The organism is Rosenbergiella metrosideri (assembly GCF_022602565.1).
Taxonomy (GTDB): Bacteria; Pseudomonadota; Gammaproteobacteria; order Enterobacterales; family Enterobacteriaceae; genus Rosenbergiella; species Rosenbergiella metrosideri.
In genome coordinates this window covers 161700-185695 of record NZ_JALBCV010000005.1, presented here as the reverse complement: position 1 = coordinate 185695, position 23996 = coordinate 161700, and the positions used below count along the sequence as shown (strand labels likewise).

General features: G+C 44.3%; 26 protein-coding genes and 3 pseudogenes. 6 read left to right on the top strand and 23 right to left on the bottom strand.

Annotated elements, in window-relative coordinates; genetic code table 11:
• Positions 1–448: 448 nt before the first annotated feature.
• From MKR94_RS07530 to MKR94_RS07445, 18 genes and pseudogenes are all read right to left on the bottom strand, one after another.
• Positions 449–769, bottom strand: coding sequence for a hypothetical protein (locus MKR94_RS07530; RefSeq protein ID WP_241646369.1), 321 nt, complete (start codon positions 767–769; stop codon positions 449–451).
• On the bottom strand, positions 756–1274 hold the full coding sequence (locus MKR94_RS07525; protein ID WP_241646368.1) for a lysozyme family protein: 519 nt from the start codon (positions 1272–1274) through the stop codon (positions 756–758). The genes MKR94_RS07530 and MKR94_RS07525 overlap by 14 nt, the downstream gene beginning before the upstream one ends.
• Positions 1275–1751: 477 nt before the next feature.
• Positions 1752–2702 (bottom strand): annotated as a pseudogene (locus MKR94_RS07520) (phage portal protein); the annotation flags it as partial.
• Positions 2703–2724: 22 nt separating this feature from the next.
• Positions 2725–4023, bottom strand: coding sequence for a tyrosine-type recombinase/integrase (locus MKR94_RS07515; RefSeq protein WP_241646367.1), 1299 nt, complete (start codon positions 4021–4023; stop codon positions 2725–2727).
• A gap of 272 nt (positions 4024–4295) precedes the next feature.
• Positions 4296–5093 (bottom strand): helix-turn-helix transcriptional regulator, encoded by a 798-nt coding sequence (locus MKR94_RS07510; protein WP_241646366.1) that lies wholly within the window; start codon positions 5091–5093, stop codon positions 4296–4298.
• Between the two features lie 118 nt (positions 5094–5211).
• Complete coding sequence (locus MKR94_RS07505; RefSeq protein ID WP_241646365.1) at positions 5212–5487, bottom strand: type II toxin-antitoxin system RelE/ParE family toxin; 276 nt, start codon at positions 5485–5487, stop codon at positions 5212–5214.
• A gap of 3 nt (positions 5488–5490) precedes the next feature.
• Positions 5491–5739, bottom strand: a complete 249-nt coding sequence (locus MKR94_RS07500) for a CopG family ribbon-helix-helix protein (protein WP_000535213.1) — start codon at positions 5737–5739, stop codon at positions 5491–5493.
• Positions 5740–5815: 76 nt separating this feature from the next.
• Entirely contained in the window at positions 5816–6649 is an 834-nt protein-coding gene (locus MKR94_RS07495; protein WP_241646364.1) for a DUF4942 domain-containing protein, read from the bottom strand.
• A 114-nt stretch (positions 6650–6763) separates the two neighbouring features.
• Complete coding sequence (locus MKR94_RS07490; protein ID WP_241646363.1) at positions 6764–7105, bottom strand: TA system toxin CbtA family protein; 342 nt, start codon at positions 7103–7105, stop codon at positions 6764–6766.
• Between the two features lie 36 nt (positions 7106–7141).
• On the bottom strand, positions 7142–7465 hold the full coding sequence (locus tag MKR94_RS07485; protein ID WP_241646362.1) for a type IV toxin-antitoxin system YeeU family antitoxin: 324 nt from the start codon (positions 7463–7465) through the stop codon (positions 7142–7144).
• Positions 7466–7477: 12 nt separating this feature from the next.
• On the bottom strand, positions 7478–7948 hold the full coding sequence (gene radC, locus MKR94_RS07480) for a RadC family protein (RefSeq protein WP_241646361.1): 471 nt from the start codon (positions 7946–7948) through the stop codon (positions 7478–7480).
• A 69-nt stretch (positions 7949–8017) separates the two neighbouring features.
• Positions 8018–8839 carry a DUF932 domain-containing protein gene (locus MKR94_RS07475; RefSeq protein WP_241646360.1) on the bottom strand — a complete coding sequence of 274 codons (822 nt, stop codon included), beginning with the start codon at positions 8837–8839 and terminating at the stop codon, positions 8018–8020.
• Positions 8840–8933: 94 nt separating this feature from the next.
• A complete protein-coding gene (locus MKR94_RS07470; RefSeq protein WP_048913592.1) occupies positions 8934–9146 on the bottom strand; it encodes a hypothetical protein in 213 nt (70 codons plus the stop codon).
• Positions 9147–9255: 109 nt separating this feature from the next.
• Entirely contained in the window at positions 9256–9729 is a 474-nt protein-coding gene (locus MKR94_RS07465) for a hypothetical protein (RefSeq protein ID WP_241646359.1), read from the bottom strand.
• A 73-nt stretch (positions 9730–9802) separates the two neighbouring features.
• Positions 9803–10432, bottom strand: a complete 630-nt coding sequence (locus MKR94_RS07460; RefSeq protein ID WP_241646358.1) for a hypothetical protein — start codon at positions 10430–10432, stop codon at positions 9803–9805.
• 95 nt (positions 10433–10527) lie between these two features.
• Positions 10528–11205: a helix-turn-helix transcriptional regulator gene (locus MKR94_RS07455; RefSeq protein ID WP_241646357.1), complete on the bottom strand. Its 678-nt coding sequence runs from the start codon at positions 11203–11205 to the stop codon at positions 10528–10530.
• Between the two features lie 54 nt (positions 11206–11259).
• Positions 11260–11988, bottom strand: a complete 729-nt coding sequence (locus tag MKR94_RS07450) for a DUF3944 domain-containing protein (protein ID WP_241646356.1) — start codon at positions 11986–11988, stop codon at positions 11260–11262.
• 241 nt (positions 11989–12229) lie between these two features.
• Positions 12230–13225: a hypothetical protein gene (locus MKR94_RS07445; protein WP_241646355.1), complete on the bottom strand. Its 996-nt coding sequence runs from the start codon at positions 13223–13225 to the stop codon at positions 12230–12232.
• Between the two features lie 494 nt (positions 13226–13719).
• Here MKR94_RS07445 and MKR94_RS07440 point away from each other — a divergent pair, with 494 nt between their 5' ends.
• The 5 genes and pseudogenes from MKR94_RS07440 to MKR94_RS17430 all read left to right on the top strand — a co-directional run bounded on the left by MKR94_RS07440 (position 13720) and on the right by MKR94_RS17430 (position 15694).
• Entirely contained in the window at positions 13720–14289 is a 570-nt protein-coding gene (locus tag MKR94_RS07440) for an inovirus Gp2 family protein (protein ID WP_241646354.1), read from the top strand.
• A gap of 155 nt (positions 14290–14444) precedes the next feature.
• A complete protein-coding gene (locus MKR94_RS07435; RefSeq protein WP_241646353.1) occupies positions 14445–14660 on the top strand; it encodes a helix-turn-helix transcriptional regulator in 216 nt (71 codons plus the stop codon).
• A gap of 219 nt (positions 14661–14879) precedes the next feature.
• Entirely contained in the window at positions 14880–15302 is a 423-nt protein-coding gene (locus MKR94_RS07430; protein WP_241646352.1) for a putative zinc ribbon protein, read from the top strand.
• A pseudogene (locus tag MKR94_RS17435) lies at positions 15290–15493 on the top strand (DUF7828 domain-containing protein); the annotation flags it as partial. The gene MKR94_RS07430 and the pseudogene MKR94_RS17435, both read left to right, overlap by 13 nt.
• Positions 15482–15694 carry a putative zinc ribbon protein gene (locus tag MKR94_RS17430; protein ID WP_479681376.1) on the top strand — a complete coding sequence of 71 codons (213 nt, stop codon included), beginning with the start codon at positions 15482–15484 and terminating at the stop codon, positions 15692–15694. The pseudogene MKR94_RS17435 and the gene MKR94_RS17430, both read left to right, overlap by 12 nt.
• Before the next feature lie 278 nt (positions 15695–15972).
• Here MKR94_RS17430 and MKR94_RS07420 read toward each other — a convergent pair whose 3' ends face one another.
• Positions 15973–16416: a toll/interleukin-1 receptor domain-containing protein gene (locus tag MKR94_RS07420; protein ID WP_422047512.1), complete on the bottom strand. Its 444-nt coding sequence runs from the start codon at positions 16414–16416 to the stop codon at positions 15973–15975.
• Positions 16417–16540: 124 nt separating this feature from the next.
• On the opposite strand from MKR94_RS07420, the pseudogene MKR94_RS07415 reads away from it, so the two are divergent.
• Positions 16541–16684: pseudogene (locus MKR94_RS07415) on the top strand (transposase domain-containing protein); the annotation flags it as partial.
• Positions 16685–16841: 157 nt separating this feature from the next.
• Here MKR94_RS07415 and MKR94_RS07410 read toward each other — a convergent pair.
• The 4 genes from MKR94_RS07410 to MKR94_RS07395 are packed head-to-tail and all read right to left on the bottom strand — an operon-like array spanning position 16842 to position 23956.
• Entirely contained in the window at positions 16842–18497 is a 1656-nt protein-coding gene (locus MKR94_RS07410) for a type I restriction-modification system subunit M (protein ID WP_241646351.1), read from the bottom strand.
• Positions 18494–19651 carry an AAA family ATPase gene (locus tag MKR94_RS07405; RefSeq protein ID WP_241646350.1) on the bottom strand — a complete coding sequence of 386 codons (1158 nt, stop codon included), beginning with the start codon at positions 19649–19651 and terminating at the stop codon, positions 18494–18496. The genes MKR94_RS07410 and MKR94_RS07405 overlap by 4 nt, the downstream gene beginning before the upstream one ends.
• Positions 19651–20910 (bottom strand): restriction endonuclease subunit S, encoded by a 1260-nt coding sequence (locus tag MKR94_RS07400; RefSeq protein WP_241646349.1) that lies wholly within the window; start codon positions 20908–20910, stop codon positions 19651–19653. Before MKR94_RS07400 ends, MKR94_RS07405 begins: the two co-directional genes overlap by 1 nt.
• Positions 20903–23956, bottom strand: a complete 3054-nt coding sequence (locus tag MKR94_RS07395) for a type I restriction endonuclease subunit R (protein ID WP_241646348.1) — start codon at positions 23954–23956, stop codon at positions 20903–20905. The genes MKR94_RS07400 and MKR94_RS07395 overlap by 8 nt, the downstream gene beginning before the upstream one ends.
• Positions 23957–23996: the final 40 nt, after the last annotated feature.

The following is a 23996-nucleotide window of genomic DNA, read 5'->3' as shown; positions in this document are numbered from 1 at the left end:
GGCGGGCGCAAAGGGGTAAAGCGCCGGATTTGATACGCCGCAGAAAGCGCTGGTATATGACCACATTAAAGTTTGATAAAAACCATTTGAGTTTGATGTTTCTCTGTCAGTCAATATAACTATAGTGAATAAGTTATTTTCCCGTTCACTGTTGTCGATGAGGTGATTGAACAGTATTTTTTGGGGTTGGCTATCAAATCATCCGCTATTCACTTGGATACATAACGATTAATGCCGAAAGGATTTATTTAAGCCACTCTGAGGCGTTTTAAGGGGCAAGATGTTTTTTATGGGTTACGCTCCAGAATGGCCCTGAGGGCGCTTGAGTGGTGCGCGTAACAAGGGCTTATGTTTAATGAATTTTAGTCAAAATTGCTTGCATTATAGCCGTTTCCCTCATACCTCTCTTAATATAAATTTAATATATGCTATTTAAAAAATTAGCTTCTTAATTGTATTCATTAGCAAGGCATTCGTATTTACTTGCTGTTTCTGCATCAGTATTTAGTGATTCAAGTATAGCAAGTCTGCACTTTATTTTAGTAGCGTGACTCCACAGCTCATGTAATTTTAGTATATTTGATTTTTCTTTTGGTAAGTTAGCTATCGATTCTTTTATAGCTACGCTTAGATTTTCTCTGGAATCATTCTCTTTTTTTATGTATCTTTCATTTATTTCGTTTAGTTGGCTCATTTCTGGCTCTGTGAATGCAGCACTCACATTAAATGAAAAAAGAAAAATCAAGGAAAAATGTTTAATTTTTTTCATAGTACTCAACTCTCCGATTGAACCTATCATTAGGTACTTTTATCCAATAACTTCTATTTGAAATGGCTTTCCCTAAACCCTCTATATCTCCAGCGTAAGCCATTCGTTGTATATGCTCTCGGGCTTTTGGTGTGTAATCACCTCGGTATCTAAGGTCGATAAGCATCTCTTTTATTTTATCAGGAATGTTGTCCCAAGCTAAATCTGGTGGCGTGTTTGGGTTTGGATGGTAGTCGTGAATGTTTTTATGTAACTTACTTATTCTCTCAACATCCTTTTCTAATTCTTCATAAGCTATCTCAAATAACCTTAACTGCTGAATATCTGTTATTTCTTCAATAGAATCCCTATTTTCAAGGACGAAGTTATAGGCTAAACATCCTTTCTTTTTAGCGCCCTTAGAAATCACTTCGGCCTTTTTATTTTCTATACCCGCTTTTTTTAAAGCAATGAGCACGCTAGTTTCACTTCTATCACCGAGGTCAAACCCTCTACCAATTGTCACTCCTGAATTATCTTTCTGGCAAGATACAGAATTCCCAGGCCAGTGTATTTTTTTTAATAATCTCTACTTGATTTTAAATTATTACCTTCTGACCTAAATGTCAGCATTCCTTTTTTTGGCTCTAGCATTTTTATCATCCTTTATCTATTCAGAGTCAAACATAATACGAAATTTCTTTGCACTTCCTTGATTTTAATCTGGAATTTGAAAGTTTTTTTAAAAAAACAATTGGAATCTTGAAATCTTTTTCTAGGCTCAATCTCTTTCCATGTAAAAAAACCTAAAAGCGAGTTATTTACTCCGATTAAAATAGTGATTGATTATAATTCGAGTGATAAATGAATCATTTAGTGTCCGGAATGATATGAAAAACGCATACATAATTACGGTAAGCACCGACAAACCAGAAGACAGAAAGCCTCTCTTTTGCTATGAAAATACAACGTTGCCACACAGCAGAGTCAAGCGCAAAAAGAAGACGCCCATCATCTGAGGGGGGACTCGGTGCACCGCCATCATGTCATCACGGCTCACATTCTTAATATTTAGGAATTCATCTTTAGCCGTGGCCTCAGATAGAGGGATTATCTGAATACCGTCTTTGTTGCCGTTGGGCGAGTACATAAAAAGGTTTCGAAAATTCCCTAGTCCTTTTGAGCTTTTCATCGCTTGGCGAATGCTATTTATGTCTTCCTGGTTTTGCGCTGCATCGGTCATATACATGATATAGCCCGCATGGGAACCGTTGACATAATACTTACGGCGAAACAGCGTAGCGGCATCATTAAGAAGCGCTGAGGGGATCGCAGACAGGTATTCAGGCAATCCGTAAATTTCCTGATTTAAATCAGGCTCCATCAAGTGGAAAACGCTCCCTGTCGAAAATAGATAGTAATCATTCGCAAAGCGATTACCAATAAACCAGTAGGACTCTAAATTAATCCCACGGCGAGTAAATTTAGCCAGTGACGGCATAAGGGATAACACCTCGCCAAAATGGTTTGTTCTTTTCTCTAAATAAGCATTTCCGAAAACGAGATAGTCTTGAAGAAAACTACTGAAGGCTTGACGGCTCAAAAGTTTATAGGGAATAAACGAACTGATTAAAATATTACGTTTTACTTGAATTGGTGAGCAGTGGTGCACGGCGCTACGGAATATTCGGGCTAGCCCGTCAAAACTGACAGGGGGTTCATACCAATGCTCATATCGTCCGCATTCGACGTAATCGAGTATCTCTCTTCTATCAAGCACTGGGATAGGATCACCAAACGTAAAACACTCTGTAGCGCTATCACCCTCGACCAGGGCGGAAGCGTTAGGAACGCCATTGAGGCTATTACTCATATATTTCTCACTCTGAATAAGGTTAAGCGTTAATTGTGCCGCTATCAGTACAAAACTAACGCCTTTACTTACCTGATTCATGCCCTAGGGCTTGTAGGATTATCTACACAATAAGAAACTGAAAAAGAAAAGAACAAAAACAGTTACACGACTTTTTTGCAAACTCGTAAAGCGTTAAGTGTTTATTAGTAATACTGGATAAATAATCAGCCCACCATTGCACCATTAAACGGTGCTCCTCTAAATGCTCGGAAGTATGAATATAAGCTGCTCTAACATTATTACGTACCGTATGGCTGAGTTGCCTTTCTTTAGGGTCATCACTCCATAAACCTGATTCCCCTAAGGCTCCCCTCGCCATAGTTCTAAATCCGTGCCTGCAAACTTCGGTTTTTGTGTCGTAGCCCATTGTACGAAGCGCAATATTAACCGTGTTTTCGCTCATCACTTTTCTTGCATCATGATCCCCCGGAAATAAACGAGGGTTATCACCACTAATCTGTCTAAGCTCATAGAGTATGGCGAGTGCCTGTGAGCTAAGAGGGACTATATGCTCTTCCTTCATTTTTATTCCTCTGTGAGAATGGCGAATCCCCTCCACTTCTTCACGCTTTGCAGGAATGCGCCATAATGCACGTTCTAAATCGAATTCAGACCAACAAGCAAATCTAAGCTCGCTAGACCTTACAAAAGTTAGAAGTGATAGCTGAACTGCAATACGAGTTATCTTGCGACCTCTGTATAGAGAAAGCCTCTCTAAAAACTCTGGGAATCTGTGGAAGGGTAAAGCTGGATAGCGGCGAGCCTTGGTAGTAGTCAATGCGCCAGCCATATCCATTGCGGGGTTTGAATCGATATAATCATTTTGTACTGCATAGCGCATTATTGCCGTCACTCTTTGCTGTAAACGCTGTGCGACATCATGCTTACCACTGGCATCAACTTTTTTTATTGGCGCTAGTAAGTTACTTGTCTTGAGTAGACGTATATCTTCACCACCGATAAACGGAAAAATATATAACTCTAAATATCGCAGAACGCGGGCGCTATGGTCTTTGCTCCATCGCTTATTATTGGCATGCCACTCTCGGGCAATGGTCTCAAACTTATAGGCACCGGAGTTTTCAGATTGAGCCTCTCTCTGCTCTGCTTTGGGATCAATACCCTGACTAATTAATTTTTTAGCTTCGTCTCGTTTCGCTCCTGCTTGCGCCAACGTAACAATAGGCCACACTCCAAAAGCTAAGCGATCTTCTTTCTTATCAGTTGGGCGGCGATACTTCATTCGCCAATATTTAGATCCTTTCGCTGAAACCTCAAGATATAGCCCTCCACCATCAGCTAATTTATACGTCTTATCTTTTGGCTTCGCAGTCTCTACCTGTCTGGCGTTCAGCTTCATTTGGGGGCACTTTTTCCATCGAGGTTAATATGCCCCCAGAAGGGTCTGGATTACAACGGAACTTCTCGGACGATAAATTGATGGTAATGTTTGATTTAAAAGGCTTTTTGGACTTCCCCGGACGGGGATGGACAGGATACTGGTGCGAAGGCCGGACCGCGATCATCTACGTAACCAACTGAAATTTTTGATATTAAAAAATAATAGAACCGCTATATATACTCACATGTATACTCAACGCGATTTTCTGAAGTCTTAGCTAACTCAAAAAATTACTCTTCATCATCTTCCACAGGTTCTAACGCGTCAAGTGCGACTCGTACCATAGCGATAGAACCAATACGGATGAAAGCATCTTCTCCATCTTCGTCGGTTAACTGATACCGCTCGGTTGATTCCGGCTCTGATTCAAGAATGTCAAAAAATGCATTCAACTGACCGATATCGTCATCACTTTCGTCCTCGGATTCATCCGGCTCACAGCAAAGCTCAATAACCGGGCCACTATTTACCATGGTGATTTGGACATTCCCATACCTGCCTTCATTTTCATCGCTATCTTCTTCATCAGAAACGGGGGGAAAACCATCAAACAAGAATTGGTGGAAAATCACCTCTCGGGCATTTAAGGCATAACGATGCTGTTCAGAGTCGAAAATAAAGAAATGCTCATAATCAGGTGCTGATCTTTCCTGAAAGTATGAGTAAAAACGACGCTTATCAGCCGGGAAAATGGGTAACAGCAAATAATCTTGCTGCCCTCGTAACCAGAGTTTCACCGTCCAAATGCAGCCATCCATTTCAATACCATTAGCGGCGATGCTTTCCAGATCATCATCACTACGGCTACTTTGATTGCGCACTTTTTGCAATAAAGTATCGTTACCAGGAAAAACTGCATTCAATGGTTTCTTTAAGACAGCGCTTATCGCCTGCGCCAGTCCTAACTTGGCCGCAACTTTCCCTGTCTCTATACGTTGGATCTGCTGTTGGCTGGTACCAGCCATATCCGCCAATTCACGCTGAGTGATTGATAATTGAATACGAAGTTCTTTGATTTTGTTTTGCATGATGCCCTCCCCACTTACCAAGAAGTAATGGATATCATTAAAACACAGTAAAGAGTAAAAAACACAAAAATGAGTTTTAAGTTAGTGAGAAATACTCGCTAATGTGAAGAGCATCTTTTCATCGTTCTTCTTTGGTATGCCAGAGATCCACGATATAGATGTCATTATCACGAAGTTCGTAGTGAACCTCGTAATCATCGAATAATACTTTTCGGACCTCACGAGGTTCATACCGAGTCTGCTGTACGCCAATTGCCGGATGCGCTGTAAGACCAGCACAACCAGTCATCAGGCGATCCAAAACGTTATCGGCATGCTGGCGGCTATACTGAAGGGCGAAGCGATAGATACGCTCCAGGCCATCCTGAGATTTAAGCGCCCAGTAAATTTCCATTTATCAGGATTTCTTTAAGCGATTAGCAAAATCCACCATGTCCGAGTGGCTCACCACGCGACCAGCATCCACATCGGCAAGACCGGCCTGAATGCTCTGATGACGCCGTTCTCTTTCGGCCAGCATACTGGTCAACGCTTCTTTAATAATCCAGCTCTTAGAACGGTCCAACTCAATTGCCAGATTTTCAACAGCAGCAGCCAATTCAACGGGTATCTGTGCGCTGATGGTTTGTTTAGTAAGCGAACCCATAGGGATTACCTCGTTTAATAACATTTAATAGCTCCTATTAAGGTTAGCATAGAGGTGCCTATAAAAAAATCACATCTCATTTTGCAGGCAACATCCCCGGAAAGTGCTTCGCCACGATGTCATTCATCTTCTCCACCAGATCCAGGCATTTAAACGTGATATGTCCGCTGCCCTTCTGAAAGTAGCGAATAGTGAACAACTCATCTTCGAAAATCTGCTGATGCGGATTGTCGCGCACGAAATCCATGAACCGGATGGAGACATCATGCCGGTTATCGGGAATGGTTTTACCATCCAGCAAGTAGAGCATCCGTTCCAGATCGGCTAACTGATCGCGCCGCCAGCCCCAATTCAGGCTGTAGCCCCATCTGTCATGCTTCACCAGATTGTTGACGATAATCTTCTTACCGAAATAACAGGGATTATTGGTTTTGTAGTCCCAACTTAACCCTTTAAATACATTGATAATCCCACGTTCGAAAACGTCCTGCTTATTGTGGTGGAGTTGTTCAAAGGTACTCAGGATGTTGGCTTCGCTAATAGCCGGGAGATCGCCCTCCTCCAGGTTCTTCGCCCACTTGCTGCGGGCTTCTGCATCCATCAGGGTCAACATCCCGGACTTCAGCATGAGATCGCGCCAGATACTACGGTCGATATTGCGGGTAATCACCGGTATCGCTTTATCTACTGGTTGCATCAGCCAGCAGTCAAAGGAATGGCCCTGTCGCATCGCCCAATGCTCCGCCACATCACCACCGATGCTGGAGGTTAGCCGTGAGATATCATCAAGCTTATGGATCAGGATTTCTATCAGGCTCAGCGCAGCATCACGTCCTGTGACGATGCGTTCGATACTGGTTGAGCAAATTAGCTCATTATGGTCATTTAAGACTTCAGCTTCTGTTTGCATGATTTTTGTCCGTATAAAAGCAAACACGCCTGCCGGGAGTGGCAGGCGCATTATGCAATGAGTAAATAAGGAAGACAGATCGGGAATATAATTCGGGAAGGAGGCTCGCAAGATTCAGCGTGTCGAAAGATTATGGCCTTGTCGTAACAGACCAGTTGCCTGTCGCGCCCGCAAAATGTCTACAGCCCGCAGATAAGGCGATTGTTCCTGCCAGCTAAATCCCCTGCGATCGATACGAACCAGCTCGTACTTTTCCACCAGAAAGTTAACAGCATCGGCCAGTGTGATACCGGCATCGATATGTTCCTGGATAGCTGTATCATCATGAAAGGGGGTGTCATTTAACGTGAGGCCATAATGATGTTCCAGCAAATAGGTTAACAGCTGCTGCCAGACTTGAACGGGCGACAGGCGTGATGAAACCGGCACCGTGGCCGGTACAGTTGAGATATTCATAGGTTGAGTCCTGATAAAAGAAGAGGTGAAGAGGCGCTACTGAGTTGGGTAAATAGAAATGCAAACGTAGCCGAAGCTGGCACGTGTATCCGCTATGCAGGTTAAACCCGCAAGCTGAATAGTCACCTGGTGTTGTTGGTGTGGGTTTAGCTTACCGGAATGCAGCATTCCTTCCATCTGCTCGATAAATAGCGAGAATGTCCGTTCCAGTTGTTGTAATTGCTCTGGACTAAAGCTCCCCGTCAATCCCGCTCTGTCTGCCAGATAGTGCAGCCGGTTGCCTTCCTGAACCAGCCTTGCGCCAAAGCGCGGAGTGACATCGATTTGTAACCCCCATTCATGGGATGGTGTTAATGGCATAACTCCCTCCATTTAAAGTAAACCTTGCTCAGCAAAAGAAACCACTTCGTTCCCGACCACCAGATGATCCAATACGCGTATTTCCATAAGCGCCAATGCTTTTGCAATCCGCTGAGTGATATGTTTGTCCTGCTGGCTGATTTCCGTCGTACCCGATGGATGGTTATGCGCCAGTATGACCGCAGCGGCATTGTGTTTCAGAGCCAATTTAACCACTTCCCGTGGATGCACTTCGGTATGGCTGAGCGTACCGGTAAACAGTGTTTCGCATTCCAGCAGGCAGTGTTGGTTGTCGAGATATATCACGATAAAGACCTCACGTTCCTGATGAGCCATCTGTAATTGCAGCCAGGTTTTAGTGAAGCTGGTGGAGATAAATGGCTCACTCGGCTGACGCTGATATTTTTCCAGCAGTCGTAACGCCCGACGAATAACACGTTGCTCGTTTTCGGGGAATACCGGGGATAAATTGAATACAGACATCATTGTTCCTTAAAACAAAAAGCCTCACCGGTTGATTGGCAAGGCCTGAGAAAAAGATAATAAAAAGGCTCATAAGGCAAGCTGCAGCATATTCTCAGCCATTAGCCATAGGGCGCGATTAAGTTTTACGTCCCCGTCGATACCGTTAACGGCTCGGGTTCTTGCCCGCTGGCCTTTCACTGTGCGGCCAGATAGCCCGCCTTTAATCAGGTTCTCCTGAATACGCTGGTAAGTGGTCCAGAGATCGTTGCTTTCATCTTGCCAACGACGTGGGGCAAGGATTTGTGATTCCGTAACTGGCTGGTGCTCCTCGCCAAAGCGATAGGTCAGTGCCGCTTTCGCCATGGCTTGCTGTGCGGGTGGCGGTAATAGCAGGGACTGCATGGCATCGCGCTTCTCTTCCACCCGGTCAAATATCCCAAGTACTTGGTAAGCCCCCTCAATCACTTTCTCCACCACATCGCCTTTATGGGGTACACGCACTTCACCAAAACTCTCACCGCAGATTAGGCCATTCTGACAAACGAATCGAAATAGCCCCGGCAGCATCTGATAGGAACTGGAGCCATCGTGGCTGTTGAGCAGAATAATTTCCGGTACTTGTTTACCGGTAATTTGGCCTTCCCGGCGCAGGCGTAACATATGCTTGGTATGCTCGCGCTTACTCAAATCGCGTACTCGGGTCTGACAAGCATAGAACGGCTGAAAACCTTCCCGTTGCAAGCTCTCGAGCAGCGTAATGGTAGGGATATAGGTATAACGACTGCTACGAGAATCATGTTTCTCCTGGCTGAAAACGCTGGGAACCGTGCGATACAACTCCTCGTGAGTTAACGGACGGTCACGGCGAATGCTATTGGCGGATCCAAAACGACTGGCTAATTTCATCACTATTTCCTTTTAATTAAGAAGCATAAAAGTAAAAACCCCCGCTCCATTAGGAGGCAGGGGCTTAGGTTATCTGTCATCACAACACCCAACGGCATCAAAGGCTGTCAAGGAACCGCAGAATCCAGGTCATCAGAGCCGTCATTAGCTCAGTAACCAGCAACGTAACCGCTTCTCTGGCGATATCGATAAAGCTGTCATCGTAGCCTCCTTGGCGAAGACGAATTTCAATAAACTGTCGGGCCTGATGGGCTCCGCACCAGTTCAGAACCTGGCCTAAGGCGGTAATGAACATTTTCAAAAAGGGCATAGCAAAGCCTCAGTGTTACTGTTCGGTGATAGACAAAACGAAACTTGGCGGAAATAAGCAAATCCGTTTCAGAAGAAACGGATGTTGTGAGGGAGCTGTGGGGGTGACGCTAATTTGCAGTGAGGGTTGTACAGGCCGACATATCGGCAAGCACCTTGTGAACATTGCTGGTGGAGGGAGCAAAACTGGCTACTTTTCTGTCGTTAACCCAGACCTCAAATGAGGTCGTTTTTCTGACAGCATTAATGAATGCGATCCAAGCATTATCGCCATTACGCCAGCCCAAAGAGGGAGGGACCGCAAACTGTGTATCGCCGCTAACCAGCGCTATCTGGGTATTTTCATCCTGTGAACTGAGTATTTTGCCATCCGGCAATGTGACTAGCACACTGTGCTGTAGCACCTGCGATTCATCGGGATTACTGGTACAACTGATATTCAACTCAGTGCTCTGGGAATCGGTGATGATAAACTCCGATACGCCCATGCTAAAGCCGGAACGCCAGAGATTAGGCACAGCGTAAGCGCTGGGAACAGCACCGAGTAGCCCAGCGGTTAGCAGGAAAGATGAGACTGTTTTCATTACTTATCCTTTATAAATACTGGAAATTTAACGACTTAATCTATGTTCGTAAATCCCCAAAATTCCCTCGTTTTTATCGGGCACGAAACATAGACATAATATCGATGGAGTAAAAATCAGTTAATGACAGAGCCCCGTTCTGAGCCGCATAAACTCTTGCCATCGGACGTAATAAATCATCGCCAACATGCCTAATTACCTGGCTGGCCTCTGGCGTATTGTTGACCTCAGCCACGACCTGTCCCTTTGCGGGGTAGAGGGTATACTCTACTGTACCCGTGACTTGTTTGGTTTTTGCCATATCGAGAGCGGCTTTATTCACATTCGCGATAAAGTCTTTATTACTTTTGTAGCTTGGTTCCTTCATTGCCTTTTGGGTAATATCATCAATGCGCTGTTTTAAATGACTATTTTCATCATCCGACAACCTAGCTGTAAGATGGACTTTACAGGTCAACGATTTAACATTCGGATTGCTGTCAATCGCGATAGGATTATCCAGGGTTATCGTCACCGCCTTGCTGGTCAGACCTGCCTGACCGTAGGGGCGAAAGGTTCTGAAATCGCGTTCATTAAGCGCGTTACTGATGATAACCTCGTTAACTGCTTTTAAAGCCGCTGGGTTGTCACAGGCAAAATCATCACCGCAGCCTGTTAGGGTTGAGATGACGAGCAGAGATAGTGCTGATTTAACTATTTTCATTTTATGTTCCTTGATAGGGATAATGAGCGTGGTGGGGTGCAGTTAAGTGGATCGATAATTTGGCAATCCATATATACCGCGCCTATGTAATCAATTTATTTATTCATAATTCCGCTGATGTAATCAAAATGAGGAAGTGCCCGCATAAATCTGGGTTCCTGCAAGATACGGTCGATATGTCTGTTCCGAGCAAAATGACTGACCGTCATTACCACATCGGTAATTTCTGAAAGAGTGAAAACCTGAATACGGTCTTTGCATACCGCCGCCAGATACCATTCTCCTTCTTGGCAGATAAGTCTGTAGGGTGCGACGGAAGATTGTGAACGTTCATGATGCAGAAAGTGGATAAGGCGGTTACGGATGATGGCCTGAACGATGACCTGAAAACCGCCGAATAATGCCGGGGCTTGGGGAGGCGGATCATTCCAGATGATGCAGGGAGAGTCCTGGCCGCTATCAAGAAGCACTGAAAGCAGCTTAGGATCAAGGGCCGGAAAATAATGCGCCACGCTGGTTATTCGGGCAAAACGCAGAATATCACTGTTGGTGCGGTAGGGGCCTCGTGCATCACGGAGACTGATGTGACCATCGATGCATTCCGTATCAAGATAACGCAGGCGTTCACGCAGGTCGCGTTGTACCGTGCGCTCAGAAACGCCAAATTCCTGCGCCAGTTGACTGACGCGGAGTGATTCCCCCATAAAAAGACGACTGACCAGCATAGCGAGACGGTTGGCTAACCGGTCATAGCGGTGTTCCTGTTCAGCCATAATCAATGCTCCCTGCAGAAATAGACGGACTCACCAGAGGCGGCGAAAAATAAATTAATGAGAAATATGCTGCTGACGCAGCCAGGCCACGATAATGCAGGCGGGTATGGTGACTCGATAGGCGGGGCCAGTAATATCAGAAATCATCCACGCAGAACTGAGCGCAATAGCAACGGGACCTGCGATAACAGACAGGACTCGAGAGGCAACCGCAACCGTGCCCCAAGTGGCGATACCCCCGAGGGAATTAATGACACTGGCAGAGAGCACCGTAGCAAGCTCCAGTGCCGCCAGTGAAGAAGTGCGAATAGCAGCCTGAACGGCAATCAGAATGAGTTGCGGCGTGGGGTTGGTCAGGTCAAGCTGCAGGGTTCGAGAAAATGTCCCAAGCACGTCCGGTGTCATTGTATTCAGGCTTTTCTCTAGAACCTTCATTAACAGGGCGAGTTCGATGGATTCGGTCGCACTTTTCTGGTTGTAATTCACATCGAGTTTTTGACAGACATCGTCGAGAATTTCCCGATACAGCACCCCTTGGCCTAGCCGAGCCAAGCTCATTAAGGTATTTGCACCATAGCGCTGAAGCTCAGCCGCTATCAGCGGCCAGTAGAGGCGGTGCTGCGGAGCTAGAATACGGTACTCAGTACTCCCGGTTAGACTCTCGGTCCAACGGGTGTCACCGTCGCGGGGATCGATGGTCAGAATGGAAACCAGCAATTGCAGCTCTTCATTGCTGCACTGGCCCAGTAGATTTAAATCAGGGTCATTACGGTAGACAGCCATTACTTGTCCTCAGTCAATGTGGTGGAAGGCCACACTGTAAAGGACGCAGTGACATGGATGTGTCATCTTAATCGGATAATTATTGAACATTAACAGTGGAGTGCGACAAGTTATGTCAAGGATGATCACCCATAACGTAACCATAGCCAGCGCTGTGGTATGGTAATAACTGATCGCTATTGCACTCTATCTTTGCGGATAGCTTTACACAATCGTGATATATATTTGATTTATTGATGAGTCACTTCATGTCGTTAAAGAGCGACTTAACCGCCATGTCTATCAATTCTACATGGTTTAATTCGTATTTTTTGGATAATGCATTAAGCATTTTTATGCTTTCTTTGCTTAGTCCTAAAGTTGGCTTGATTGTTTTATTATCCAGCTCTTTTTTTCTTTCGCGTATTTTCTTTTGCGACCATGCTTTGGTTAGCGAGGAAGCTAACTCGTTAAAACCATTCCCTTTAGCTAGAAGATACAGTTGTGTAATGAGTGCATATTTATTTTCAGTTTCAGCGAGAGGCTCTAAACCAGTTAAGAACAGTTTCTTCTTCTTCAAGTAACGGATTGAAAAATCAACTGAGTCTTTGCTTTTCATCAGAGATGTAATATTAACGTCATTTTTACAAATGGCTTTTCTGTCTTTATATTCTCGAGATAAGTAAGAAAAAAGGATGTTTGTTTCTTCTTTTTCAAACGGTAATAAATTGAATGTCATAGAAATTATTTTATAACGTTCCTTATGACCAGATATCACACTGGATATGCCGTATGTATCAAAAACATAAAGGTTTTCACCCTCTACCTCATAATTACTATACAGATATATATTATCTGGTCTGATTTTTCTAAACACATCTCTCCATTCAAGTGTTACCAAGGACCACCAAAAAAAGTAACAAGCCTCCTCATCATTCTTTATCCATGCAATAACACTTTCCGGGAAAATATTATTTTCAAGATCACTGATTATTTTATCTATCTTAGACAATGACATATTTCTTTTATCAGAGAAAACATCACTAACAATAAAATCAATTAATTTATATTTTATATTTGCCACCCTCGGGAAGGTGGAGTTTGCCAATGTGTTATTACGTGAAATAAATATCCGCTGAAGCAACGACAATGAAAAACCTGTGAGGTATTCCTTTATAACTGCCACATCGCCATCAGAAAGCGCCAAAGCAGCATTAATTTTAATCCTTTCTCTCACATTATCACTTTCATCACTCATATCAACACCCTCATATAAAATATCCTTAGAGTAACTAAAACCCAGTTTTCTGTGTAGACTTTTAGAGTAAAAAAAGCTGATTTATCGTGGATTAAATGAGGAAAAAACGTTCCTAATTAACTTCATAAACCCCATTGGACACTGGCGTAAAATGAAAATTTCAAGAGCATTACATGTACTTTCATATGAAGTTAACTCCAGAGTAATTTTACTATTTCAAAAGAAAACATTTAAGGTACATACACCGTTTGTACTAGAGAATTAAATGAGGCTCGTTGTCGGATTGGTAATATATGTAGCTTACCCTACTCCTCTTTTAGTTAAATCTAATACTAGAGATACCATCTGCAGAGTCTCTCTGTAATAAGACATGAGTTAACCTCTACAGCATGAAATATCACTTCACTGTATTCATCATCTTAACAACCATTTCCTGTGTATTTATTTACGGCTTCAGTAATTGATGTGAACCATAATTACTGGAGGTCCTAACAATGAATTACACCGTTAACCCTTTCTGGCAACAGCGTATTGCTGACACATTCACAAACGCCCTAGGTGCCTATCCGCGAGTATTAATGCTACGGGTTGACCTGCGACTACCTAATACGCCAGCCGCTACAGATGCGGCTGTGATCTCACGCTTTATTGATTCCCTGAAAGTAAAGATCTCAGCGTACCTGTTACGTAAACACCGTGAGGGTAATCGAAAACGGATGACCGACCTACGTTATATCTGGGCAAGGGAATACGGGGAGCTTAACGGTAAAAAACATTACCATGTCGTGTTATTACTCAATCGTGAAGTCTGGTGTTCTGCCGGTAACTATAATGATTCAACGTCTCTGGCAGGATTAATTAAACAGGCATGGTGTAGCGCTCTGCGTGTGGATAATGGCGAGTACGCAACACTGGCACATTTTCCACAAAATCCTGCGTGCTGGATTGACTTGGGGAATAACGAGCAACTACAGGAGGCATTAGTACGGGCTTCATATCTTGCAAAAAATCATACCAAAGTCACCTGTGATGGAGAGCGTAACTTTGGATGCAGTCAGCACTAAATTCTTAGCTGGGTTTCATCCAGCCTATAGAGGCAGATAAATCGCTCAGGTATTTTTTTACTGGCAATCCCTATCCTCTGAAGGAGTACCGATGAGTAATAGAACTCAACTACGTCGGACTCCTCCCATCATTTACTTTCAGAGGGAGAGACTCCATGTCCACTAATAATCCTATCCTTAATACTGAAGACCCGCTTATCGATATGACCTTTATCACCACGTACACCGGCATGACGGACAAATGGTTCTACAAACTGATTAGCGACGGTCTGTTTCCCAAGCCCATAAAGCTGGGTCGCAGTTCCCGCTGGTTCAAAAGTGAAGTGGAAAACTGGATGCGGCAGCGTATTGCATATTCCCGTGGTGTCTGAGCAGAATGGAAACAATACCGTACTAAACGACAGAACATTCCAGAGCGCTGGGAGTGTCCCCATTGTCAGCGACAGTATTGTGGTACCAGGCCCTGCCCCGTTTGTTTTCACATCCCTGTTGTATCTGCACAACCATAATCCTAGTGGTCTGCAGAGACTGAATACCACGAATCATTTTCCGATAACGCATAACTGATCCGCCATTCATCCCCTGCCACGATGTACGCCAAATTTTTCATGGCCCTTGACGATAATGGCCGCCTCACCGGTACGAGTACCACACAGATTTCCTCTTACGACCGCTATACCTGCCACATCTGCGGCAGTACGCTGCGATACCATCCGGAATACGACACGGTTCGCCCGTGGTTTGAACACACTGTGGAAGAACTCACGAAGAACGGTCAGCAGCACTGCCCGTATGTCAAACCAGATCGGAAAGAGAAACTACTGATACGGCAATTGCAATCTTATGTACCGGATGCCTACCCGCTGGTTTTCCAGTCTGACTGGCACTGCAATGATTGCAACAGAGATTACCACGGTGAATGTTACTGTCTGGCCTGCCAAACCGGTGAATACAGCCCGGCACTCTCTGATACTGAAAACTGGACAGAGGGGGTAACGGCATGCGCGTACTGAAATGTTACCTGGCAAATGACCGCGAAGGCCACTTTGTGGCGGCCAGCGAGGCCATGAACGCTCCAGGGCAGGTATGGCGCTGTGCCTCCTGTGGCTGTCGTCTGGTGTTACATGCCGGCTCTGTCGGTGACCCTGCCTAGTTTGAACACGATGCGCAAACCGTGGCGCGGCATGTGCTGATGAACTGTGCCCACTTGGACCCGGAAGTGAAAGCCGAGACTCGTCACAGAAAGTTACGCAGCATCATCAACGGGCTGGATGCAACGGTGATAACACTGTCCTGGTACTGTGTGTGGTGCGGTAATCATTACCAAGGCACGAAGTACTGTTACCGGTGCCAGACCGGTATCTACAGCATCGAGGAAGCAAACTGGCAGAATAATTACACCTGAATTGCCCTGCCTGTTGAGGAGATGCCAAACTACAGCTTCACTTGATCTGTCACATGAGCAACCATGATTTTAAAAAGCGAATGGTGCACGAAAGTAGCAATGCTTTGGCAAGATTAAGTTGCAACATTTCTAAATCCTTTTCGCAATTCACCTGGACGGCAGCGCTCAGATCAGGCTAGGCAGTGAATTACCGGGACATACGTTGCTTAATTACTCCGAAAAACATCTCCCAAAGATGCTCTGACATCCCTTCGTTCGTCAGCAGCTCTTCTCGTGAGTTACCACTGCGAAATCCTCCCATCAAAGCACGGAAACCAAGTGTTTGTCTGCGGAGCTACAGCGTGCACACTCTGCTGCGGCTTTTTCGTTTCCAAATTGGCAATGGCTCGGGAGACAGCATCGACGACCTGAACATAGCCTTCATCGTGGCTGGAAAATCGGGTAATCGGCTTACCATCGATTGTCGCCGCCATAATGCTGCCGAATGGCAACTGATGCCAAGCGAAATCTCTTAAGATTACCGGAATAACCGCCGCCTCACCCCGATTGTGCCGCTCAAGCGCATTAGACATTTCAACCTGATAGCAGTAATCAGAATTGATGAAATCACTACTGATCAATAGCAAGATAATATCTGCTTGGGAAAAGTACAGATCTATCTGGTGTTCAAACTCTTGACCTGGAACGATACGGCGATCGTGCCATGTAGTAATTTTACCCATACCGTTAGCGGCGGCTAGTGCCCGAAGAGTGGCATTTGAAAAGCCATATAGGAATATAAAGTACTAAGCGAATCATTACCTGGCGGAAATTTCTCTACAGAAGTGCATTAGCTTTTATACAGGCTTGTACGGGCTTATCGGGAGCTGCCGTCTGAACGGTATCGATCCAGAGCGTTATTTTCGTCACGTGCTGTCGGTGATCGCAGACTGGCCAGTCAATCGCGTCGGTGAGTTACTGCCGTGGCGCGCCACCCTACCCGGGGAGTAATCTCCGGATTATCCTGTCAATACGGTGCTGGCTGGACACTTACCTTTCTTGTGCCGATCAATAACATTATCTTACTGAAGGTTAAGTTGATAAATATAGAGCCCGACTACTGATGATTCGGGTTCTATATTTCACCTATAAGCTATATCGTTCCAAATTAGTCTTTTTCGATTAAGGGCAGTGGTGGTAGTCCTAGTTCTTCGAGGAACGCGTTATGAGTGAAAGTTGCACTCTTAATACTTTCTTCTAATGACACTAGCTTACTGTGGATATCTTTCAGATCTATTCTTTTTTCTGCCTGCGCTGTACTGACATAACGTGAGATATTCAGATTGAAGCCGTTTTTCTCAATCTCTTCCATAGACACACGACGAGAATATCGCTCTTCTTCCTTTCGGAATTGGTAGGTATCGATAATTTTTTCTATATCACCCAACTCTCCATTAGGCATTTCATCAGTTCTTCGAAGGTAATTCTGACGTTTTCCTTTCCCGGAGTGTTCTGCGGCGTTGATAAACAATACATCGTCTGACTTCTTACAGCGTTTGAGCACCAGAATGCAAACAGGGATGCCGGTTGAGAAGAACAGATTGGCAGGAAGGCCAATGATGGTATCTATATGCCCATCTTTTAACAACTTGGTACGTATCCGTTCTTCTGCACCGCCACGGAATAAAACACCGTGCGGGAGAATAATCGCCATAACCCCGTCCTCGCTGAGGAAGTGAAAGCCGTGCAAAAGAAAGGCGAAATCAGCGGCTGATTTAGGTGCAAGACCATAGTTCTTGAAGCGGAAATCTTCACCTAATGCCTCGGTTGGCTCCCAACGCAAACTGAAAGGTGGGTTAGCGACGATGGCGTCGAACTGCATTTTCTTCGCAGGATTCATCTCATTAAGAATATCCCAGTCATTCTCTAACGTATCACCGTGATGAATTTCAAACTCAGTATCTTTTACTCCATGCAACAGCATGTTCATGCGCGCAAGGTTATAGGTAGTGATATTTTTCTCTTGGCCAAATATTTTACCTATAGAACCCCCTTCATCACTTAACCTGTTTCGTACATTTAATAGCAACGAGCCTGAGCCACAGGCAAAATCCATTACTTGTTTAATTTTTTTCTTTGGGCCTGTCGTCGGGTCTTGACTATCTAATGTGACGATTTCTGACAAGATAGTAGAAACTTGTTGAGGTGTATAAAACTCACCAGCTTTTTTTCCTGAACCTGCTGCAAACTGGCCAATCAAATATTCATAAGCATCACCCAGATCGTCCCTGGCATTGCTAAAACCAGAAATACCTTCGGCAATCTTTTGGATAATGGCACAAAGCTTGGCATTACGATCTGCAGGCTTTTTGCCTAGCTTTTCAGAGTGTAGGTTGATTTCCGAGAACAAGCCCTGAAATGTGCTGTTGAATGACTTCTCTTCAATATATTTGAACCCCTTCCATAGTGTATCCAGCAAATCCGCATGCTGGGTACGTGCCATTTCGGCCACACTGCTCCACAGAAACTCAGGCTCAATAACATAATGGGTTTTAAGACGCATCTGTTTTTCAAAATCGGCAACATCAGCTTGGTTGTTCTGATACCAGATTGCTAGTGGTGCGCGACGATCATAATTGCCCGGTTCGGGGTAATCACTGCCCAATTCCTTCTTAGCGGCTTGCTCGTAGTTATCAGACAGATAACGCAAGAATAGAAAGGACAGCATGTAGTCGCGAAAGTCATCAGCATTCATCGCGCCGCGTAATTGATCAGCGATATCCCAGAGGGTTTTACCTAGCTGATTAAATTGTTCTTTGGTCATTCTGTTGTCTCTTCCTGCTCTTCTGGAAACAATTCGGGGTTAAATCCATAGTCTTTCATGAAATTATTTAATATATTCTTAAAGTGACGTTTGTTTTCTTCAATCATCTCTTGTGGCTCAAAATGAGAATAGCCGCCATGATTCAACAACTGAATAATACGATGATGTAGTACACCATCATGATCATCCTTGTCGCGTTTTACAAAATCAGACAGGCCGTTAAAACCATGGAAGCTCGCGGAACGTTCAAGGATGTTACGCAAGATGCTGAAGTGATAAGTGTAAAGCTCATTACGCTTAGCTGCTTTTGCCAACCTCTTTAAAGACGCCACATGATGAAAAAACGGAGTATCTGACGTGTCTTTCAGGGAATACTTCACTCGTCCTTCATGGCTGCAAAGCATGTATCTCAATCCACTTTTTAACTCATTACATATCACATTGAAAAACAGTGCGTGGTGCGAAGAAATAACCGTTTTAATTCCGTTGTTGCTCAATTTTAATAATTGAGCCAAGTGATTTGCCACTTGAATTGCATTATTATCATCGAGGGAAGATATTGGGTCATCAATGTAAATATACTGAACCCAGGCATATGGCGATCCCTCCTCTTTATCGAGCACAAGCTGAACAATGGCAAGGAAGAAGCACCAAACAAAGAGATTTTCTTCGCCTCGTGAAATCTTAATGTTTTCGACCAACTCCGTTTTGCCATCAACCAAAGTTTCACGCTCGAACGATACATATGTTATAGATTGTTTATAAACCGTATCCCCCTCTGTAATTTCGATTTCTTTTTCTTTGATTTTGAAATCAAAATCCGCATAGGATTGCAATAGAGGACGAATTCTATTATCCATCTCTAATGCGAACAGCCCCTCAAAAAATCGTGAGTGAGTATTTAATCGAAGTTCTCTACTTACATCAGCTTCTAGGTCATTATCCCAATTGAACAGATCTTCAGTAAACGCATTAAAGTAAAGGGTATCCCGTTCATCGCTGTTTTTTCCTTGCTTTTTAAACTCCATTGATAGCCGAGTTTTTCCTGTACCGTTATAGGCAAATAAGAGAACATACTTTTTAGTGTCTAGTATTTCCCGAAGATAAGCTGCGACCTCGCTTATCTCTTGAAAAGTAGCCAAGTTTTTTGCCATCACACCACCTCATCCATGACGGGGAAGAGCTTTTGCATCAAACCATTTTTGTGGGCCCTGAGAGCTCCAACTCTTAGAGTTTGAGAGGCAAGTAGCTCATCGATAGAACAGAGAAAATTAGCGATCCTATATTGTTCGTCGGGGGCCGGAAGCGAAGCGATATAGGCCATCACCGCTTCACGATTAACCTTAGGTATCTTGCCTCGATCAGAGTGTTTTTTCGCGTGATCCAAAAACTTCTTGGATAGAAGTATATAATTAAGAAAAACCAGAAGAAGTTCATCAGTCGCTGGGCGAATCGGATAAATATCAGCGCTACAAATGCCTTTGAAATTCGGTCTCGCGACTTTATTCAGTGCAGGTCGGATCTTCGAGTAAAGGATGTAACTTTCATCGAAAGCATACTTTCCACTAATAAGATTAAGGTCTTTTGCTGTGCTGACTTTTAAGATTTTCCCAGAGTCGCTTTCAATATTCTCGCCGCCGATATGAGGCATGTCGCAGTATGGTGACTTTGTGGGGTCAACCTGGCCAGACGCAATTTCTATAACTCGTTCGAACGGTTTCTTCACCCACTCCCCCTTATCCTGAAACTCAGGAAATCGGAGCTTGGGTACAGTTTCACCTTCGACAGGAAAGAGTTGTTGCATCAAACCTTTTTTATGGTCTTTGAGGGATTTGAGCTTTTGAGTATGTAGCGCGATCAGCTCATCAATAGAGGCAAGGCAATCGGCGATTTTTTGTTGTTCCAACTCAGATGGATTTGGAACAGGCATGGCCATAAACTCACCACTAGTAATACTCATACGGTCATGACGAGCGCCACTATTTGATACAATTTGCAAATAGGCATACCATTTAGACGACTTGAAAAACTGCTCGAAGAAATCATTTGTCTTGCTATTAAACCTAAAGACAGTGTACAGCGGAGACATTACCCCTTTGCCAACCTTATTCTTCGAGATTGGCCCTACTGGTGCCGTGGATGATATCCTCGGGTTATAGACGTAATCGCCTTTATCAACGATGTAGTAGCTTTCAAGATTCCCTTTAACAGCAATATCCTTGTCGAAATAATCTCGCTGGTCTACGACTCCATCAACCGCAGAATTAGTCAGTACACGAGTGATTTTTTCTCCCTTGTTCTTACTTGTTGACCTTTTTGCCACGGCATTCAATCGCACACACGGCCAGTTAGGCTCCTTCTCAAAATCAGGAAACCGTAGCTCAGGAACCAAATCTTTCTTTTGCTTACTCATACGCATCTAATCCCGAAATTTCACGCCCCTCGGCCTGTTTTTGTAAGTAAGGTACCAAATCGTCCATCAAGGCCAGCTCTGCCACGCGACGCGCTTTCCAACCCAACTCCAAGGGGGCAAGTAGGTCTGTTAATTGTTCGCCATCAAAAATCATGCGTTCTAAAATGCTGTCCACAAACATCTGAAGCGATTGCGGTTGCAAGCTATGTTTCTCAGCAATTTGCGTTAAAACCTGCACAGCTTTCTGCGCTTTAAATGTTTGATAACCTTCGCGGATTTGCTTTTCATTAAGTGCTTCACCCGCCTTGAGGCTATTGATGTAGGCAATAATATCTTCACGCTCTTCCATCAAGTTAGCATTGGCGCTGATCAGGTCGATCAGCTCTTGGCGCGTCATCTTTTGCTTGCCAGTTTTTTGCGTGGATTTGGCAATCAGCCCCATGATGTAGTCATAATCAATAATGCTGGAAGCAAAAAGCACTAGATCAAACTCAAGCTGCTCCACCGATTCTTCAATGTCATCACTTTTACCTTGTTTACGCTTTAGCTCCATAGCCGTGTCGAGGTAAATCGCTTTAAAGCCCCGCAGGGTATCCATCGGCAGTTTTTGTTCGATAGCGGCTTTGCTTTCTTCGTCCAGATCAGTGTATTGCTCTAGCTGGGTTTTCAGCTTCTGCACTTCTTTAAAGTGGTTGATAAACTCGGCCTTGGCCGTATCGCCTTTCAGGTTGTGCACCTCAGATGGCTCACAGCTTAAGCCTTTGGACTCCATAAAGGTTTGCAATTCGTCCACTTTTTTCTGGAATGCCTCAACCACTTTGGGCGCGGGATCGACCAGCCAGATTTCTCGGGCTTTATCTTTCGCCCCGCCAGAAAATAACTCAATTGCTGCGTTTACCTCGCTTTCCTGATAGCGGAAGTCCAGAACGTTGCCCCAGGGTTTTGTATCGTTCAGAACACGATTTGTGCGCGAGAATGCCTGGATAAGGCCATGATGCTTCAGGTTTTTATCCACATACAGAGTATTGAGGTATTTTGAATCAAAACCGGTTAATAGCATGTCCACCACAATGGTGATGTCGATTTTGTTTTTACGAGGGTAATCAGCATTGCTATACTTTTGGTCTTTAATGCGCTGCTGCACATCCTGATAGTAAAGGTCGAATTCGTTAATGGTGTGATTAGTGCCGTATTGCACATTGTAGTCGGCAATAATCGCCATCAGGGCAGCCTTTTTCTTTTCGGGCTCTACCTGGTTGTCAGCACTTTCTTGGGGCAGATCTTCCTGAAACTGCTTAATGTCTGCCGCATTCTTATTGCCGTTTACATTACCATTGCCGTTACCATCGTTCTCTTTAGCAATCTGGGCCGGAGGTGAGAATACACAGGTGATATTTAGTGGCTCGAAATTTTCGTCTTCAGACTGCTTTTGTGCTTGAAGCGTTTTAAACAGCTCAAAGTACTCGATGGCGTGATTGATCGATCCTGTTGCTAATATGGCATTAAAGCGGCGCTGATTTGTGACGCTATCGTGTTTGTCGAGAATGGCTTTTATTACTGCTTCAGGTGGTGGCAGTTCTTTTTTCTTAAGCTTGGTTTGAGCATCTTTACCATCGTTTTTCCCATAATAGTCAATGTGGAAACTCAGTACGTTTTTGTCCTCAATGGCGTGGGTGATGGTATAGGCGTGTAGCTCTTTTTCGAAAATATCTTCCGTGGTTTTGAAAGAGGCCAAGTTGCCATCTACTTGCTGATAGCTTGAATTTTCGTCAAAGATAGGTGTGCCGGTAAAACCAAATAACTGAGCTTTGGGGAAAAATTCTTTAATGGCTTTATGGTTCTCACCAAATTGAGAGCGGTGACATTCGTCGAAGATAAATACCACGCGCTTATCACGCAGCGGCTCCAAACGCTCTTTATAGGTCTGTTTGCCATTTTTCTGCTGAGCCTTGTTGCGTTTGCTATTTTCATCCAAGGCCAGACCAAGCTTTTGAATGGTAGTGACAATCACTTTATCGGCATAATCTTCTGATAACATGCGGCGTACAAGTGTTTCGGTGTTGGTGTTTTGCTCTACACATCCTTCCTGGAATTTGTTGAATTCCTCTCGCGTTTGGCGATCGAGATCTTTGCGATCGACCACAAATAAGCATTTTTCAATATCAGGATTATCTTTCAATAGCGTAGAGGCTTTGAAGGACGTAAGTGTTTTACCAGAGCCTGTGGTATGCCAGATATAACCATTACCACGGTTCTGATGAATAGCATCCACAATGGCTTTAACGGCATAGATTTGATACGGGCGCATGATGAGCATTTTTTGCTCGCTCTGCACCAGTACCATATAGCGGCTGATCAACTGACCCAAGGTACACTTTGACAAGAAGTCATCAGCAAATTCATGCAAATGAGCAATTTTCTTGTTGTTCTTATCTGCGTGCTGATAAATGGGCAGGAAACGCTCATCGGCATTAAAACTGAAGTGTTCTTTGCGATTATTGGCGAAATAGCGCGTATCGTTACCATTACTGACAATAAATAACTGCATAAAGCAGAGTAGAGTATTGGTATAACCGTTGCCAGTGTCGTTTTTATACTCAACAATTTGCTCCATCGCTCTGCGAGGACTGATCTGGAGTGACTTCAACTCAATCTGTACCAGTGGTAGGCCATTGAGCAATAGAATCACGTCATAGCGATGGTGACTGTTATCTGTGTTGATACGAAACTGGTTAATTACTTCAAAGTCGTTTTTACACCAGTCCTTAAGATTAACCAGCATGTATTCCAACGGGGTGCCATCTTCACGGGTAAATTTCCCTTTTTCACGCAGCGCTTGGGCAGCCAAAAAGACATCCGCTGTGATGATCTCTTCACGGAGGCGGTTGAATTCTACATCGGATAGGTTGACTCGGTTCAAAGCTTCGAACTTCTTACGGAAGTTCTGTTCCAAGCTAGCCTTGTCGCGAATGTCGCTGCGGTAGGTGTATTTGAGGTCTTGTAGCCTGGCGATTAAACCTTGCTCAATTTGTTGTTCTTTAGTCATGGGTTACACCTAATGATTTTGATACGTCGCGGGCATAGGG